Origin of the sequence: Gemmiger formicilis, from assembly GCF_016901605.1 — a bacterium.
Taxonomy (GTDB): domain Bacteria; phylum Bacillota; class Clostridia; order Oscillospirales; family Ruminococcaceae; genus Gemmiger; species Gemmiger formicilis_B.
The window spans coordinates 1-16,238 of record NZ_JACJKP010000049.1 but is presented as its reverse complement, the minus strand read 5'-3'; the positions used below and the strand labels follow the sequence as shown (position 1 = coordinate 16,238).

The following is a 16,238-nucleotide window of genomic DNA, read 5'->3' as shown; positions in this document are numbered from 1 at the left end:
CAGTACCGGCCAAAAAGAGCTGGTCAGGGCTGCCGACGGTACCCTCGTCGCAGTTGGTCACGTCCACCAGGTAATTCTGGCCATCCAGTGGCACAATGTTCCACATGTGGCCGCCAGCACCGGTGCCACCTGCCATCATACCGTTGACGGTGTAGCAATCGATACCGGAAAGGTCGCACAGATACTGGAACGCCTTGGCATACCCCTCGCAGACAACAGTGGTATCGGGGTTCCCGTCAAAGACATAGATCAGCTGCCAAGGATCACCGTAGGGGGTGGTGTCGTCGGCCGCCGCGGCATCGTTATACCCGGTCAGGGCACAGATTTCATTCTTGTAGACCAGCAGTTTTTCATAGGTAGTTTTGCCGGTGTTGGCATCCACGATGGACTGGGCCTTTTCCAGGGCTGCTTTCGTGGCCCCGGTTTTGGCGGTGTCTACCTCATAGGGATTGCCGGTACCGTAAGCCTCGGCAACAGCCAGTCTGGCGGAAAAGTTTTTAACGGTCACCGAAGTTGCACCGGGGCTGTAACTGTAGGGAGTGGTGTAGCCCTGGGTTTTGTCGAACCAGTAGAGTTCCGCCGGGCAGTCCACCAGCAGGCAATCCACAATTTTGGAAAGATCCAGCACTTGCTGCACAGCGTTCCACAGCTTGGTGGACAGGCTGGTGTCGTCCGGGCCGGCAACGCCCAATTCCTCATAGGTCCAGGTATGTTCAAACGGCAATGCAATATTCTGGGTGCTGGAAACCTCGCCCCGGGCCACTTTACCAATGTAGTCCTTGAGGGTATTGTACACCGCCAGTTCGTCCGCATTCAGAACGTTTTCGGCCTGGCCCCAGTTTGCCAGTTGGGACGGCACACTGCCCGGGTACATCTGCTGCTGCAGATAGAGGGCAAACAGCTCGTCGTTATCGGGCAGGTCGGCGGCGGAAGTATCCACCGTGATCTCCTCGGTCACCACTTCTTCCGCCGGCAGGTCGGCGGAAGGCTCCTCCTGGGGTTCTTCCTCAGCGGGGGCATCCTGCGCCTGGTCCGCTTCCGTGTCGGGGGCCGCGTTCTCGTTGGTGGCGATTTCCTCCGCCATACCAGCGACAACCGGGGCCGGTTCCTGTTCCAGCGCGTAGACCGGCATCGATCCCATCAGGACCGACAAAGCCAGCAGTACGCTGAGCAAACGTTTTTTCATAAGTTTCCTCCTCTTTGCTATACAAAAGCGGGATAAAGCGCCCCCGCGGGGAATCTTCCCACCGACTTTCGCCCTGCAACAGGCAAAAGGCCGATTTTCACTATTTTTTTATTATAGCACGAATACATACCAATCGAAATGGATAGAGTGCACAGTTTATTTACTATTTTTTGTATAAATCGCCTACTGACAGACAAAAAGCCCCGGTAAAACCGGGGCAAAAGCAATATTCAGACAATTGTATCGGCAGAAACAGGGCCGGACTCCAGCACCTCGTTCAGGTAGTTTTCGCGGCTGCTGTAGCGGCGGTCGTATTCCTCCAGGGAATACATGGGTACCAAGTGGACGTCATAGTAGGTCACCGGCAGGCCGTTTGCCTCCATCGCCTGCTTGAGGGTTTGCAGCACGGTATCCAGATCCTGCTGGGTGGGAGTGCCGGTCCAGTTCACCTGCAGGCACAAGCGGCTGGGCACCTTTTGCAAAATAGACATATCGAAGGCCCCATCCAGCGGGAACAGTTCCGGTGTTTTCTCGGGGTGGGAACGGCCCGCCCCTTCCCCATCCGGCTCCCAGGCCAGATCCAGTTCCACCGTGCGCATCTCAGCGCCATAGACGCCCGCCAGTTCCAGTCCGGGGGCCTCCCGGGCGAGGATTTTCGCAATTTCGTCGGCGCCCTCCTCCCCCATACGGTAGCAGGTGTTCCAGCGGTTTTCCACCTGTTCCCCGGCCCGGTCCTCGGTAAAAAGCCAAAAATCGGTGGTTACATCAAAGCGGGTATCGGTGCTGGTCGCAGACTGCACCGTGACCCCATAGTTAAAAAACTGCCCGCTGTAGCTGGATGCCACATAAAATTCCTGGTCCGGGTAGAGGGTTTCGGCCCGGTGCAGCGCACGCCACTGGGCCCAGGCACGGCTCAGGGGGTCCCCGGTGAAGCCATCCACTGCCAACAGCAACCCCAGAATGATCAGGATGCCCGCCGCACCGGCCAGGCGTTTTTTGGTCTTGGTTTTCATTTTGTCTTTCCTCCAAAGGCATATTTGAGCAAAGCGGCAGCCAGCGTGCCGATCAGGCAGAGCACCGCCACGACGGCAGCCCCCACCAGGGCAGAAACGATCCAGGCGACGGTACCGCTGGTTTCCGGCACAAAGTATCGGCGGGTATCCACCAGATTGAACACCGCCCAGAGCACCGCAGCCAACGGCGGTATCACTCGCCAGACCCGACCTCCCATCCAGTAGGTAAACCCGCTGACGAAGGGAAAAATCAGCACAAAAAGCAGTCCGCTGGCCACGTTGCTGCGGCTGCTGGCCATTCCCCAGATGAGCCCGAGGGCAATAAACAGCACAAGCCAGCCGTTGATCCGGTCCCGCAGCTTGCGTACCACTTTCTCGTCATCGGGCAGCGGCGCAGGGGTGCTGCTCTCCCCTGCTTCGGGCCAGAGGGCCCGGCAGGCTTCACAGGTCTGCAGGTGGGCACGGACAGCCGCTTCACTCTCTTGGCTGGCGACACCGTCCTGTACCAGGGGCAGCAGGTCCCGGCAGATTTCACAGGGCAGCGCCACGGGGGGCTCATGGATTTTTTTCGGTTCGGACATATCAGTACCCCTCCTTTTGCAGAATTTGTTGCAATGCGGCGCGCGTGCGGTGTTCCACTACCCGCGCCGAAGATTCGGTAATTTGCAGTTGCTGGGCGATTTCGGTGTAGGAATACCCCTGCGCCCGCAGTTCTACCACCTGCCGGGCCCGGGGATTCATTTCCCCAAGGGCCTGCCGCACCCGTTCCAGGGCGCGCCGGGCGTCGGTGACTTCGGCCAGGGTATCCTGCCCCAGACATCGCTCCAGCATGGCTTCGGGGTCATCCAGACTGACGATGTCCCGCCGTTTGCGCAGGCTTTCCAGCCAGATGTTGCGGGCAATGCCGAAGAGCCAGGTTTTTACCGCGCAATCTCCCCGGAAAGTCGGCAGCCGCCGCAGCGCACGCAGGAAGGTTTCGCTGAGCAGGTCCTCGGCTTCGGCCGTATCGCGGGTCAGGTGGCACAAGTAGCGGTAAAGGTCGGCGCGGTACAGGGTGTACAGCGTTTCCAGTTCCGGCAGCTTCACGGGCGGGTCCGCCTCCTTTCGGTGGGATTTCAGGCGCCTTACATTCTATCAGTGACAAAGGGCGCGCCGATGTTACACCCTTTTGCAAAAAAATTCCCGGGCCAGCAGGTCCGGGAATTTGTGTTTTACAGTATCCAGTTCAGAAGCAGCAGCAATGCCAGCATACCCACGTTGCACACCGTGAACCAGACAAGGTAGGTGTTGCGGCGTTCGGGGCTGTTCTGTGCCACCATTTTGTAGGAGATCAGGCTGGCCATGGAGGCAATGAGGGTGCCCAGACCGCCCAGATTGCAGCCGATGAGCAGGCCCTGCCAGTCGTTGGTAAAGCCGGAAAGCAGCAGTGCCGCGGGCACATTGCTGATGACCTGGCTGGCCAGCACCGAAACAAGCACCACATGGCCTTCCAGCACCGTGGCAATGAAGTCCTTGAACCAGGCCACGCTGCCCAGGTTGCCGATAAAGACAAAGAAGGCAATAAAGGTTCCCAGCAGGGAATAATCCACCTTGGCCAGCACGCCCCGGTCATAGAACAGCAGCACCACGGCTACCACAGCCGCCACCGCCAGCGGGGGCACCAGATCAAAGATCGCCAGCAGGCAAAGAACAAAGCCTGCACCGTACACCGCCAGTGTTTGGGGCGGCGCCAGTTTGCTTTGCACCGGGGCCGCCTGTACGGGCACCGAGTCACACCGCAGAATCAGCAATGCCAGGCAGATGGCCGAAAGCGCCGCATAGGGCAGCATCAGCCCCACCAGTTCCAGAAAACTCATACCGGAACGGGTATACAGATACAGGTTCTGGGGGTTGCCCATGGGGGTAAGCATACTGCCCAGGTTGGCCGCCACCGTTTGCAGTACCACCAGCGGCACCACCAGCCAGTCCTGCCCGGCCATGTGCAGCACCACCAGCGCGAAAGGCACAAAGGTAATCAGCGAAACATCGTTGGTAATGACCATACTGCACACAAAAGGCAGAAACACCAGCACAAACAGCATTTTGCGGGTGGTGTCGGTACGGCGCAGCAGGCAGTTGCCCAGCCAGATGAACAGCCCGGCTTTCTGGAACCCTTTCATCACTGCCATCAGGCTGAACAGCATGGCCAGTGTTTCCCAGTCGATATACCCGGCGTAGGCAGGGCCCGGCGGGTTGAACACCATGGATACCACCGCCAGCACCGCCGCAATACACAGTACCGTTTCACTTTTGAAAAAGGCAGCGCACCGCTGCCCCAATCCGCTTTTCATTTTTTGATTCCCCTTTTCCTCCAATTTCCTACGGTATTATAGAAAAGGTGAAGCCGTGGTGTCAATTCTCATTTTACACAAAACGACCCGCCGGGCACAAAGGCCCGACGGGCGGAAGGAGGGAAAGTATTATTCTGCGGGGGGTACGTCGATCTCCATATCTGCCTGGGGGTAGGTCACGCAGGGATGCACAAAACCGAATTTCCGGTCCGCTGCCCGGCGGCCGTCCCGGCCTTCGGCCACCACGAACTCGCCGCCCAGCCACTTGCTGTGGCAGTAGCCGCAGCCGCCGGCCCGGCACTTGTTGGGTGCCTGGATGCCGGCACGTTCCATAGCGGCCAGCAGGGTTTCGTCCTCCCGGGCGGGCACGGTATACACTTTATCCCGGATGTGGACGGTCAGGGTAAAGGTGCGGGGGTTTTCCACCGTACGGTTGCCGCAGCAGGTGGCGTCCTTGCGCACCGCCTTGACGGGCAGATGCAGCGGTGCCAGTTCCTTGGCAATAAAGGCATACATCGCCGCCGGGCCGCAGAGGAAGAAAGTCACCTTCTGCAAGTCAGCGTACTTTGCCATCAGTTCGGCCGAGACAAATCCATGTTCGTAGCCTTCGCGTGTCTCATCGCTGAGCACATAGACCACCTTGACCGCCCCCTCGGCGGCCAGGGCATCCAGTTCAGCCTTGTAGGCCAGGTGAGCTTCGTCCCGGGCGCCGTAGAAAAGGATCATCTCATAGGATTCGTCCCCTTCTTTGCGGCTTTTGGCCATGGACAGGAAGGGCGTGATGCCGCTGCCGCCCGCCACACAGACGATCTGCTTTTGGTCCCGCAGTGTTTCGTAGTGGAATTCACCGGCGGGTTCGGTCATCAGGAAGCGATCCCCCACCTTGACCTGCCGGTTGAGATACTCCGAGAAGAAACCGGCGTTTTCCACACCCAGGGTCAGCTTGTTTTCCAGGGCTTCCCGGGGGCTGGAAGAGATGGAGTAAGGACGGCTGACCACGCTGCCTTCCACCGTGCCCTGCAGGGACACATACTGCCCGGCCCGGAAGAAGGGGAAAGCATCCCCGTCCACACGGCGGAAGGTCAGTTCGGTCATGCGGTCGGTCAAAGGACGCAGAGCGGTGACTTCCACCTGCATGCGGCCGGGGTGCAGGGCCTTGGCCAGCTCATTGACCCGGTACCGTTTGGGCAGCGGGGTGTCGGCGCCGGAGGCCAGCGCCTTGCGGCGGTTGGGCACCAGCTGCTTGAAGCGGAGCATATCCATAAATCCGAAGATCTGTTTTTGAAATTTCATATCACTGCGCCTCCTTCTTGAGATCGCCCACGGTCTGCCGGCCGGAAATATCCCCCGACACATAGGCACTGGAATAGCCGCTGGAACGCATGGCGTATCCGCCCGCAAAGCGCAGGCCGGGGTGCAGGGCGGCATCCTCTTTCATCATCATCAAGCGGGGCATCAGGGCATCCCAGTCGGCGGCTTCGTAGCCGTAGATCACGCCCTCGGGATGGCCGCAGTACCGGGCATAGGTGGTGGGCGAAGCCACGGCGATCTCTTCGATGGCGTCGCGGATCTTGCAGCCGGTCTCCCGCTCAAAGACCGTGATCATATCCTCGGCAATGCGGTCTTTGGCTTTGAAGTAATCGGTCTCGGTAACGTTGCCCCAGTCGTCGGACATGAACATGGTGGTAAAGTACATCATGCAGGTGCCTTCCGGCGAACATTCGGGATAGGCGTTGTTCAGGCAGACGGTGGCCTGCACATGGTTGGTGGCCACCTTGCGCATCAGGTCATACTGCTTGACCGAGTCGGCGGTGTCGTAGATGAAATAGTTGTGGCTCTTGATGCCCAGTTCCTGGGCGGATTTGTTCAGTCCCAGGAAGAGGGTAAAGCCGCGGCCCGCAAAGGTGCGGGCGTTGGTGGCCCGGACCTGGGCTTCGGTGACGGATTTTTCCTCCAGCATTTTGCCGAACACCAGGTGGGGCGAGCAGTTGGCGATGACGTGACGGGTTTCGATCACGGTGCCGTCAGCCAGGCGCACGCCGCAGATGGCATTGGTATCATCGGTCAGGATGCGCTCCGCCTCGGAGTGATACCAGATATCGCCGCCCAGTTCCCGGATGCGGGTATCCATGGCCAGGCTAATCTCATGGGAGCGCATTTTGGGCATCCAGGCATCCCGGGTGATATAGCGGATGACCATGGAACCGTAATGCAAAAAGCTCATGCGGTCGCAGTCCACGCCCAGGTAGCACCAGTAGGCATTGAGGATATCCCGGGCAGCGGGAGGCATCTTGAGGGCTTCCAGCACCTGGTTGACCGAATAGCTGCCCGCCTTGACGAAGTTGGGGAAGTTGGTTTTCATATACCCGGAATCGGTGTTGCCGTTGACCGAGTTGGAGTAGGCCTGGGCGGCACGCACTTCCTCGCACAGTTCAAAGAAGGCGGTCATGGAGGGGCGGGAACCGGGGACATACTCCTCCATTTTATCAATGAAAGCCTGCACACCAAAAGGCATGGTGCAGTCGTATTTTTTATCGGTGGTAATCATATGGTAGGCTTCGGGGATGCGCACCCAGTCGATCTTATCCTCCACGCCCAGGTCACGGAACAGGGTGCGGATATCGCCGGGGGCATCGGGCGCACCGAAGTCATTCAACTCGTGCAGGCTGGCCTCAAATTCAAAGCGGCCCCGCTTGAAGCTGGTGGCAAAGCCGCCGGGCAGATTGTGTTTTTCCAGCAGCAGGCAGGAATAGCCACCCTGCAGTACCCGGATCGCAGCCGTCAGACCGCCGTTGCCGGCGCCGATGACCACCACGTCATAGCGTTTTGCGTCTTGTTGTTGCATACAAACCTCCTTGATGGATCACTGGATCAGATTGCGGGAACGCTCCAGCCAGTATTGCAGCTGGGCGTCATCGGTAATGCCTTTGTAATGGCGCAGGATCATACAGTAAAACTCGGTCAGTTCCCGTTCGATCTCCTCCTGGGTCATCTCGCAGTAACAGGTAGCCAGCATGACACCCAGTCCGTAACAGCGGAACTGCATCTGCCGGTGCATGGCACGGGCGGTCTGGGCGGGCATTTCCAGGTTTTTGGCCAAAAGACGGACCGTTTCCTCACAGTTCACATCGTCCAGCAGCGTTTCGCCGGGATTGCGGCGGCGCAGGTAAACAAACCGGAACAGTTCTTTTTCCTGCCGGGCAAAGTTGAGAAAATGACGCCCGAAGGCTTTATAGTTGCTGCACCGGAACTGCAGATAGTGTTCCCGCACATAGGGCAGCAGTTCCGCACGCAGCTGGTCAATGTTGGCAAACTCGTAGTAAAGGGGCTGGGTGGAACAGCCCAGCTGCGCGGCAATGTTGCGCACCGTCAGCGCCTGCTCCCCTTTTTGCCGGACGACCTCCGCCGCAGCGCCCAGAATATCCTGCTTTTCGATCTGTTTGGTTCTCGGCATAGCCCCTCCTTTTTGTAACATCTGTTATTTTATGTTTTCATTGTAGCACAGCTGTAGAAAAAAGCAACAAAATATTTGCTCATTCGTGCAATTTTCAGGTATTTTTTACAACAAAAATCCCCGGCAGAGGATGCCGGGGCAATATCATATTTGTTTAGGACGTTTGGGCGCGGTAAGGGCGTAACTTTCGGCAATCAGCTGGAACACCTGGTCCCGGGTCATGCTGCCGTCCAGGATCACGCCGATCCAGTGGCGTTTGTTCATGTGGTAGGCAGGCACCACCGCCGGGTAGGTACTTTTCCAGAAATCGCCCCAGGCGGGTTCCGCTTTCACATTGATCCAGAGCCTGCCCTGGTGTTCAAAAATCATGGCAAAGGATTTCTGGTTGCTCTTGTGGCGCATGACCGTCCAGTTGGGGTCATGGAAAGGGTAATCCTCCCAGGCATCGGGCAGTTCCAGGCAGAGGGCAACGGCTTCACGGCGGTCCATGGAACGCCCCCTTACAGGTCCAGCGGCAGACCGCTGTGCAGCGGATGCAGCTGGTCCCCCATCCTAGCCAGCAGCCGTTCCTGGGCGGGCTTGCCGGTGCAGTGGCCGGTATAGAACCGGGTGTGGTATTGGGCCAGTTCCCGGGCGGTATCGTCAATAACAGCCCACTCTTCCGGCGTATAGGGGTCCGCCTGCTTCATGTGGAAGCCGCTGACAGCCACATCCGGGTCAGCGCCGAACAACTGCCGGTAGCGGTCCAGAATGTTGAGGATGCCGTTATGGGCACAGCCGGAGAGCAGAATGTGTTTGCCCTCCTGGGCAATGACCAGGCATTGTTCGTGGGAGAAATCATCCTGAACCGGGGTGCCGTCCGGGGCGGTGGTGCGCAATTCCAGGTTGCTGCGGGGCCAGAACCGCCGCCCCGTGATGCCCGCAAACAGGAACAGTTCCTCGTCCAGGCGGCAGTCCCCGTCCAGCAGATGCAGGTTGGGCAGGTCCAGAATGGCCTTGTCGATACCGATATACCGGTCCCCGTGGTAGAAATCCCGCCCGGCGCCCCGCTGCATATAAATCTGGGCATGGGGTGCCAGTTCCACCAGCCGCAAAAGACCGCCCGCATGGTCATAGTGGCCGTGGCTGAGCACCACCGTATCCACCCGGGACAGATCCAGCCCCAGGGCGGCAGCATTGTCCGCAAAAGCGCCGGTGGCGCCGGTGTCCATAAGCAGGGTGTGGCGGGCGGTTTCCACATACAGGCTCAGGCCGTGTTCATGAACACAGCCCGGTGCGCCGGGGGTGTTTTCGATCAAGGTAATGATGCGCATGGCGGTACCCTCCTGTCGGTTTGGTCAATTCCAGTATAGCACAGGGGGCCGGCAAACGCAAAAGCGGCACAGCCGAAGCTGTGCCGCCCGAAGGGTTGTAATGACGCGCCGATCAGCCGGTAACGGTGACCGAAGTGATGTGGGGGTTGACGCCCTCGTACCAGTAGAGGAAGCCCTCGGCGTCGATGGTCTGGCCGATCTGCAGATTCTTCACGGCATTGTAGACCTCGGTGGTGTTGTCGCAGAGGTAGCTTTCCACGGTGAAGGTGTAGGTTTCGCCGTTGTAGGAAACATTGAAGTACAGGTCGTCGCCGTCCTCACCGGAGCCGTCCCAGTTGTACAGGAAGGCGTACTCCTCATCGGAACCTTCCACAGTGGAAGGAGCCACGGTCAGGCCCTTGAAGGCCACGCGCTGGTTCTGGCTGTAGATGAGTTCATCGGTGCCCAGCAGCTCGGTCACGTCCAGCGGCATGGACACGAAGGTGTCAGCGCCGTCCACGAACTCAAAGGTGCCGTCCATGATCTCGACCTCACCGCTCCACTCGGTCTTGTAGCCGGTCACGCGGATGCAGGTGCCTTCGGTCAGCTTTTCGTAGTCTTCCTCAGAGCAGGCCATATCGTAGGCGAAGTAGCCGCCGTCCTGATCCTGCAGGTAAACGGTAGCCTTATCCTCCCACCAGGACTGCTTGGCCTGCACATAAGCCTGGATGGTCACCTTGGTGTCCAGGTCTGCAGCCATGTACTGGTCGTAGTTCATCACCTCGCCGGAAGCAACGGCATCCAGCTGGGGTGCGTCCTGCTCGGCAGGAACAGCTTCTTCCTCGGTAGCGGCGGCTTCGCTGGAAACGGCCTCAGAGGTCGCTTCGGAAGAAGCCTCGCTGGAAGAGCTGCCGCCCGCGCAGGCGGCCAGAGAGCAGGCCATGCTCAGTGCCAGCAGCACAGACAAAATCTTTTTCATATTCTTATCCTCCTTGCAGATCACGGTCGGTCGTGATCTTCCTGTCTATTATACCGCAGCCACGCGGAAAATCAACCTTTTTCACGGTTTTCCGGGGTGTTGGCAGTGCTCTGCATGCGGCGGCGGCGCTTTTTCAGCCCCTGCCGGGCCAGGTAAGCAAAAATCAGCACCCAGGCAATGCCCAGTCCCGCCAGAAGTGCCACCGCGGTACCGGGCAGCGGGCCCAGGTCCGCCTTGCCCCCGGAGGGGGAAACCGCGTCCAGATGGTACAAGGACCGGGTATCGCTGTAAAGGGTCTGAATCGTTTGTTCGTCCACCATCTGGTTGCGCCGCACCGATTTGGTCACGTCCTCGATCAGCTGGCCCGCCGCATCCCGCAGGGAGGCGGAACCGTTGAACACAGCCGTTACAAAGGTATCGTCCAGGTGGTCCAGCAGCAGCTGCACTGCCTGCAGCTTGACGGCGTAATGGGTGTCGTTGTCCTCCCCTGCCCGGCTCAGGTAATCCTGGTAGCCCGCATCGTTCTGGGCCCGGGTGGTCACCGGCACATAGCCTTCGGTCTGGGAATAGGCGATCTGCACCTCATCGGTGAGCAGGTACTGGGCAAACAGCCAGGAAGCCAGCACCTCCTGGGGGTCCTCCTTATTAAAGATACAGATGGAAGGCCCCTGGGAGATCATCTGGGGATTTTCGGGGTCAAACTGGGGAACCATCCGCACTTCGGTGTCAAAGTCCACCACCTCGTCGGCGGCAATATCCATCAGGGGGGCATCGCAGCCCATCCAGGTGGAACCGGCGGTGGAGTCCACCGCAAACACACACTGCCCGGCGTTGAGGAAGTTGGCCGGGTAACCGGAGATCTTGAAAGTCGAGAACGCCCCTTTGGCCGTATGATCCGCAATGTCCAGCAGCAGCCCGGTAGTGGTGTCGTTGAACAACTGGATATCCCCGGTCTGGGTGGAATATCCTGCCCCCTTCTGGCGCAGCATCTGGATCATCATATTGTCGGTGGACTTATACAGGAAGGGAATCAGCACCTTCTGGCCGTTGAGGCTGTAGATGCCGTCGGCGCCCTTGGTGGCAGCCGCCGCCTCGGACACTTCCCAGATAAAGTCCCAGGTGAGCACATCGGGCACTTCATACCCCAGGGCTTCCACAAAGTCCTTGTTGATGTAGCAGGCCTCGGTGGAGCGCATATAGGGAATGGCGTAGTAGGTGCCGCCCAGCCGGCATTCGTCCAGGAACTGGGGCACGATTTCTGCCTGGGTGGGGCCTTCGTACAGCAATTTGCTGCCGCCCAAGCCGTACCGTTCGTCCGCAAACAGTTCATCCAGCGGCACCACCACGTTGTCGCCCGTCAGGTAGGTGGCAATATGGTCCGGGTAGGTAATGCAGACGTTGGGGGTGGTCCCCGTGGAGATGTTGGTGATCACATCGTTGTAGATGTCACCGTAGTTGGTGTACAGCCGCATGGTCACCGTGATGTTGGGGTACAATTGCTGGAAATCCTCGATGGCCTGTTTGTAGATGTCGGTCTGGGTCTTGTTGGTATCGTTCTTGGCCCAGAACACCACCTCATACTGGCGGGAGGTATCGAAGGATTCCGGCACGGCAAAAGCTGCCTGTTCCCGGCGGCCATGGCAGCCGGAAAGCGCCAGCGTGCCCACAAGCAGGGCGGCAGCGCACAAAGATGCCAACTTTTTCATCCTTTGATGCCTCCCCGGGACGCGCCCTCCATGATTTTGCTGCGGAACGCCAGGAACAGCGCCACCAGCGGCACCGAGATGACCACCACGGCGGCCATCATGGCGGGGATGTTCTCACGGCCGAAGCCTTCCTCCCGGATCTGCTGGATGCCGTTGGACACCAGGAAGTAGGCCTGGTCGTCGGTGACCAGGCGGGGCCAGACATAGGAGTTCCAGCATTCGATCAGTTTGAGGATGGTCACCGTGACGATGGTGGGGCGGCAGATGGGGATCATGACTTTCCACAGGTATTTCAGGTCCGAGGTACCGTCCACCTTGGCCGCCCGGTACAGTTCATCGGGTACCTGTTCAAAGCTCTCCTTCAGCAGATAGATATAAAAGATCGAAGTGATGGAGGGCAGGATCAGGCCGGTGAAGGTGTTGCGCAGGTCCAGATTGGTGATGGTCACATAGTTGGTGATGACCACCAGTTCGCTGGGGATCATCATCAGGGACAAAAAGGCGCCGAAAAGCAGGTTTTTGCCCCGGAATTCCAGCCGGGCAAAGGCGTAGGCCGCCAGCGTACTGACCACCACCATGGCGGCGGTGGTGATGAGGGAGAAAATCAGGGTATTGAGCAGATAACCGCCCAAAGGCACGGCGGTAAAGGCTTCCCGGTAGTTTTCCAGCGTGGGAGAAAGGGTAAAGAACTGGGGCGTATGTTCCGAGTTGTAGGCGCCGTAGCTTTTCAGCGAGGTAAGCACCATCCAGTAGAAGGGGAACAGCACCACCACGGCCCACACACTCAGGCCCAGGTAGGTCAGCGCCTTGCGCAGCCCGGCTTTGCGGCTGGCGGCGCGGCGTTGGGATTCAAATTCCGTTTGCATGATGATTTCCTCCCTTACCGCTGCAGCTGCCGGCGGGTGACCAGCAGGTTGATGCAGGTGATGGTCAGCACAATGACAAACAGGATGATGGCTGCCGCCGACGCATAGGACGGGTAGCCGCCGCTGTCGCCGTAGAGCATATCATACACATAGCCCACGATGGTGTTCATGCCAGCGGCGTTCAGGTCGGTGCCGAAAAGAGCCACCGCATCGCTGTAGGCCTTGAACGCCCCGATAAAACCGGTAATGACCAGGTAGACGATCATGGGGGAGATGAGCGGCAGCGTGATGCGGAAAAAGATGCGCCGCCGGGAAGTACCGTCCACCCGGGCGGCCTTGTAGTAGTCGGGGTTGACCGAGGCCAGCGCCCCGGTAAGCACCAGAATCTTAAAAGGCATGACCACCCAGATGGTGTAAAAGCAGAGCACGAACATCTTGGCCCAGTGGGGACCGTTGATGAAGTCGATGGGCCCGGCGCCGAACCAGGCCAGCATCAGGTTCACCAGACCGTCGGTGTATTCGGTCTTTTGGAAAAGCACCATGAACACCAGACCCACGGCCAGGGTATTGGTGACGTAAGGCAGAAAATAAACGGTCTGATACAGTTTGCGCAGGGGTTTGATGGAACTGAGTCCCGCCGAGATGAGCAGCGCCAGCCCGGTGGAGATGGGCACCGTGATGATGACCAGCACAAAGGTGTTTTCCACCGCCTGCAGGAAGTAGGGGTCATGGAGCACATAGCTGTAATTGTACAGGCCCACCCCCAGGTAGGTCTGGGAGGCGAAGTTGAACCCCTCCTCCACCGAGTAGATCAGCACATCAATAAGCGGGTAGACCAGGAACGCCCCCAGCAGCACCAGGGACGGCAGCAGGTAGAGCCACGCCTTATGGGAATTACGATTCACGGACGATTTTTCCTCCCTTCGGGGCGGTCAGCCCTGGGTGCCGAAACGGATGCGCGTTTCGGTGCTGCGGTCAAACAGGAACACCTTGTCCGGGTGCAGGGCAAAGCGCACGGTACCGTCGGCGGAAGTCACATCGCTGCGGGCGTTGACAATGGCCCGCAGGGTGTCCGCCGTGCCGGCGGGATGGGTGCAGACGATGCTTACATCCCGGCCCAGTACCTCCACCCGGGAAAGGCCGCAGACCACCGGGCCTGCCGGGTCGGGCGTAAAGCCTTCCGGCCGGATGCCGCACCAGACGCTGCCGTCCGGCGCGCCGGGTACGGGGAGCACGTCCTGCCCGGCCAGCAGCAGCCGGCCGCCGCGGACTTCCCCTTCAAACACATTGATGGGCGGCGTGCCCAGGAATTTGGCCACAAACAGGTTGGCCGGATTGTCGTAGACCTGCTGGGGGGCGCCCTCCTGCATCAGCAGACCATCCTTCATGACCACGATGCGGTCCGAGATGCTCATGGCCTCCTCCTGGTCGTGGGTAACGAAGAGGGTGGTAATGCCGGTCTTTTTCTGGATCTTACAGATCTCTTCCCGGGTCTGCAGGCGCAGCCGGGCGTCCAGGTTGGAAAGGGGCTCGTCCAGCAGCAGCACCTTGGGCATCTTGACCAGCGCCCGGGCAATGGCCACACGCTGCTGCTGCCCGCCGGAAAGTTCCTTCGGCTTGCGGTCCAGCAGTTCCTCAATCTGCACCAGGGCTGCCGCTTCCAGGGCACGGCGGCGCATCTCGGCTTTGGTCAGTTTCTGGGCGCCTTTCAGGTTTTCCAGCGGGAAGGTGATATTCTGCAGCACCGTCAGGTGGGGGTACAGGGCATAGTTCTGGAATACCATGCCCACGCCCCGCAGTTCAGGGGGCAGGTTGGTCACATCCTCCCCGCCGAACAGGATCTTGCCCGCGGTAGGGGTTTCCAGCCCGCAGATCATATTCAGCGTTGTACTTTTGCCGCAGCCCGAGGGGCCCAGTAGTCCCACCAGCATACCGTCCGGCACTTCAAAGGTCAGGTCCTGTACCGCCGTTACTTCCCCCTGGGCTTTGCGGCCCCGGGCCGGGAACCGTTTTGTCAGTTCCTGCAGTTGAATATTCATGCACCACATCTCCCCTGTGCTTTGCGTTTTATTCTTTATTATACAAGCTTTTCAGCCGGTTCACAAGGCTTTGTGCCGCAGTTTGGGGCCGCCCTTTCCCCTGCCTGCCGCTTGACACCCGGACGGCGGGCGCGTAGGATAGAAAGAAAAAAGACGAAAAAAGCAGAGGTGTATCGGAACGGTGTTCCAAAAGAATCTTTCCCTGACCAACGGCAGCGTTGCCAAAGGCATGCTTGTGTTTGCCATTCCCATCTTTTTCAGCAATCTGTTCCAGCAGCTGTACAACGCGGTGGACTCCCTGATCGTGGGCAACTTTCTGGGGGACGAGGCCCTGGCCGCCGTAGGTTCTTCGGGCAGCCTGATCTTTCTGCTCACCGGGTTTGTAAACGGTGTCAGCCTGGGTGCCGGTGTGCTGGTGGCCCGGCATTTCGGTGCCAAGGACGAAACCGCCCTGCGCCGGGACGTACATACCACCGTAGCCCTGGGTCTGGCCGCCGGTGTGGCCCTGAGCGTCATCGGCGTGCTGCTGACGCCCCAGATCCTGCGCTGGATGGATACCCCCGAGGAAGTGCTGCCCAACTCCATCGTCTATTTCCGGGTGTATTTCATGGGTTCCCTGTCGGTGGTCATGTACAATGTGGGGGCCAGCATCCTGCAGTCGGTAGGTGACAGCCGCAGCCCCATGCGGTACCTGATCACCGCTTCCATCCTCAACGTCATTCTGGACCTGTGGTTCATTGCCGGGCTGCATATGGGCGTGGGCGGCGCAGCCCTGGCCACCATCCTGTCCCAGACGGTCAGTGCCGTGCTGGCCTTCCGCCGGCTGACCCTAACCAAGGAAGCCTACGGCGTACGCTGGCGGGAAGTGCGGTTCCATCCCGCCACCCTGCGGGCCGTAGTCGCCCAGGGTGTGCCGTCCGGTGTGCAGAACTCGGTGATTTCCGTTGCCAATGTGATCGTGCAGGCCAACATCAACGCCTTCGGTGCCCAGGCCATGGCCGGCTGCGGCGCTTACAGCAAGGTGGAAGGGTTCGCCTTCCTGCCGGTGACCTGCTTCTCCATGGCGCTGGCCACCTTCGTAAGCCAGAACGTGGGCGCGGGCCAACTGGACCGGGTGCGCCGCGGTATGCGGTTCGGCATTATCACCTCCTCCCTGCTGGCGGAGTGTGTGGGCTTTGCCATGTTCGGGCTGGCCCCCTGGCTCATCGGCGCCTTCAACCACGAGCCGGATGTGATCGCCTTCGGCGTGCAGCAGGCGCGCACCGTTTCGTTGTTCTACTGTCTGCTGGCTTTCAGCCATTGCTGTGCAGGTATCCTGCGCGGTCTGGGCCGCCCCGTGGTGCCTATGGTCATCATGCTGGCTGTATGGTGTG

At 59.5% G+C, this 16,238-nt stretch carries 16 protein-coding genes; 1 reads left to right on the top strand and 15 read right to left on the bottom strand.

All coding sequences use genetic code 11. From position 1 onward, the window contains the following. The 15 genes from H6B10_RS05670 to H6B10_RS05600 all read right to left on the bottom strand — a co-directional run. The coding region (locus H6B10_RS05670) for a hypothetical protein (protein WP_345941708.1) at positions 1-1,186 on the bottom strand (1,186 nt) is incomplete at its 3' end. Between the two features lie 230 nt (positions 1,187-1,416). Beyond that, on the bottom strand, positions 1,417-2,199 hold the full coding sequence (locus H6B10_RS05665) for a hypothetical protein (RefSeq protein WP_204650590.1): 783 nt from the start codon (positions 2,197-2,199) through the stop codon (positions 1,417-1,419). Further along, complete coding sequence (locus H6B10_RS05660) at positions 2,196-2,780, bottom strand: zf-HC2 domain-containing protein (protein ID WP_204650588.1); 585 nt, start codon at positions 2,778-2,780, stop codon at positions 2,196-2,198. Before H6B10_RS05660 ends, H6B10_RS05665 begins: the two co-directional genes overlap by 4 nt. 1 nt (position 2,781) lies before the next feature. Then, on the bottom strand, positions 2,782-3,285 hold the full coding sequence (locus tag H6B10_RS05655; RefSeq protein WP_204650586.1) for a sigma-70 family RNA polymerase sigma factor: 504 nt from the start codon (positions 3,283-3,285) through the stop codon (positions 2,782-2,784). Positions 3,286-3,410: 125 nt separating this feature from the next. After that, the gene (locus H6B10_RS05650) at positions 3,411-4,529 is read right to left on the bottom strand and encodes an SLC13 family permease (RefSeq protein WP_204650584.1); all 1,119 of its coding nucleotides are present in this window, start codon (positions 4,527-4,529) and stop codon (positions 3,411-3,413) included. A gap of 129 nt (positions 4,530-4,658) precedes the next feature. Continuing rightward, complete coding sequence (locus tag H6B10_RS05645) at positions 4,659-5,822, bottom strand: 2Fe-2S iron-sulfur cluster-binding protein (protein WP_204650582.1); 1,164 nt, start codon at positions 5,820-5,822, stop codon at positions 4,659-4,661. A 1-nt stretch (position 5,823) separates the two neighbouring features. Next, positions 5,824-7,374, bottom strand: coding sequence for a phytoene desaturase family protein (locus H6B10_RS05640; RefSeq protein ID WP_204650581.1), 1,551 nt, complete (start codon positions 7,372-7,374; stop codon positions 5,824-5,826). A gap of 18 nt (positions 7,375-7,392) precedes the next feature. Further along, entirely contained in the window at positions 7,393-7,983 is a 591-nt protein-coding gene (locus H6B10_RS05635; protein ID WP_204650580.1) for a TetR/AcrR family transcriptional regulator, read from the bottom strand. Between the two features lie 144 nt (positions 7,984-8,127). Beyond that, positions 8,128-8,472 carry an MmcQ/YjbR family DNA-binding protein gene (locus H6B10_RS05630; protein WP_204650579.1) on the bottom strand — a complete coding sequence of 115 codons (345 nt, stop codon included), beginning with the start codon at positions 8,470-8,472 and terminating at the stop codon, positions 8,128-8,130. 11 nt (positions 8,473-8,483) lie between these two features. Then, a complete protein-coding gene (locus H6B10_RS05625) occupies positions 8,484-9,296 on the bottom strand; it encodes an MBL fold metallo-hydrolase (protein WP_204650578.1) in 813 nt (270 codons plus the stop codon). 112 nt (positions 9,297-9,408) lie between these two features. After that, entirely contained in the window at positions 9,409-10,254 is an 846-nt protein-coding gene (locus H6B10_RS05620) for an LptM family lipoprotein (protein WP_204650577.1), read from the bottom strand. A gap of 71 nt (positions 10,255-10,325) precedes the next feature. Beyond that, positions 10,326-11,960 carry an ABC transporter substrate-binding protein gene (locus H6B10_RS05615; RefSeq protein WP_204650576.1) on the bottom strand — a complete coding sequence of 545 codons (1,635 nt, stop codon included), beginning with the start codon at positions 11,958-11,960 and terminating at the stop codon, positions 10,326-10,328. Further along, positions 11,957-12,826, bottom strand: a complete 870-nt coding sequence (locus tag H6B10_RS05610; RefSeq protein ID WP_204650575.1) for a carbohydrate ABC transporter permease — start codon at positions 12,824-12,826, stop codon at positions 11,957-11,959. Before H6B10_RS05610 ends, H6B10_RS05615 begins: the two co-directional genes overlap by 4 nt. A gap of 14 nt (positions 12,827-12,840) precedes the next feature. Next, on the bottom strand, positions 12,841-13,731 hold the full coding sequence (locus H6B10_RS05605) for a carbohydrate ABC transporter permease (protein WP_204650573.1): 891 nt from the start codon (positions 13,729-13,731) through the stop codon (positions 12,841-12,843). Between the two features lie 27 nt (positions 13,732-13,758). Continuing rightward, positions 13,759-14,865 (bottom strand): ABC transporter ATP-binding protein, encoded by a 1,107-nt coding sequence (locus H6B10_RS05600; RefSeq protein ID WP_204650571.1) that lies wholly within the window; start codon positions 14,863-14,865, stop codon positions 13,759-13,761. Positions 14,866-15,046: 181 nt separating this feature from the next. Between H6B10_RS05600 and H6B10_RS05595 the strand changes: the two genes are divergently transcribed. Beyond that, positions 15,047-16,238: MATE family efflux transporter (locus tag H6B10_RS05595; RefSeq protein WP_345941707.1), on the top strand; the 1,192-nt coding region annotated here is incomplete at its 3' end.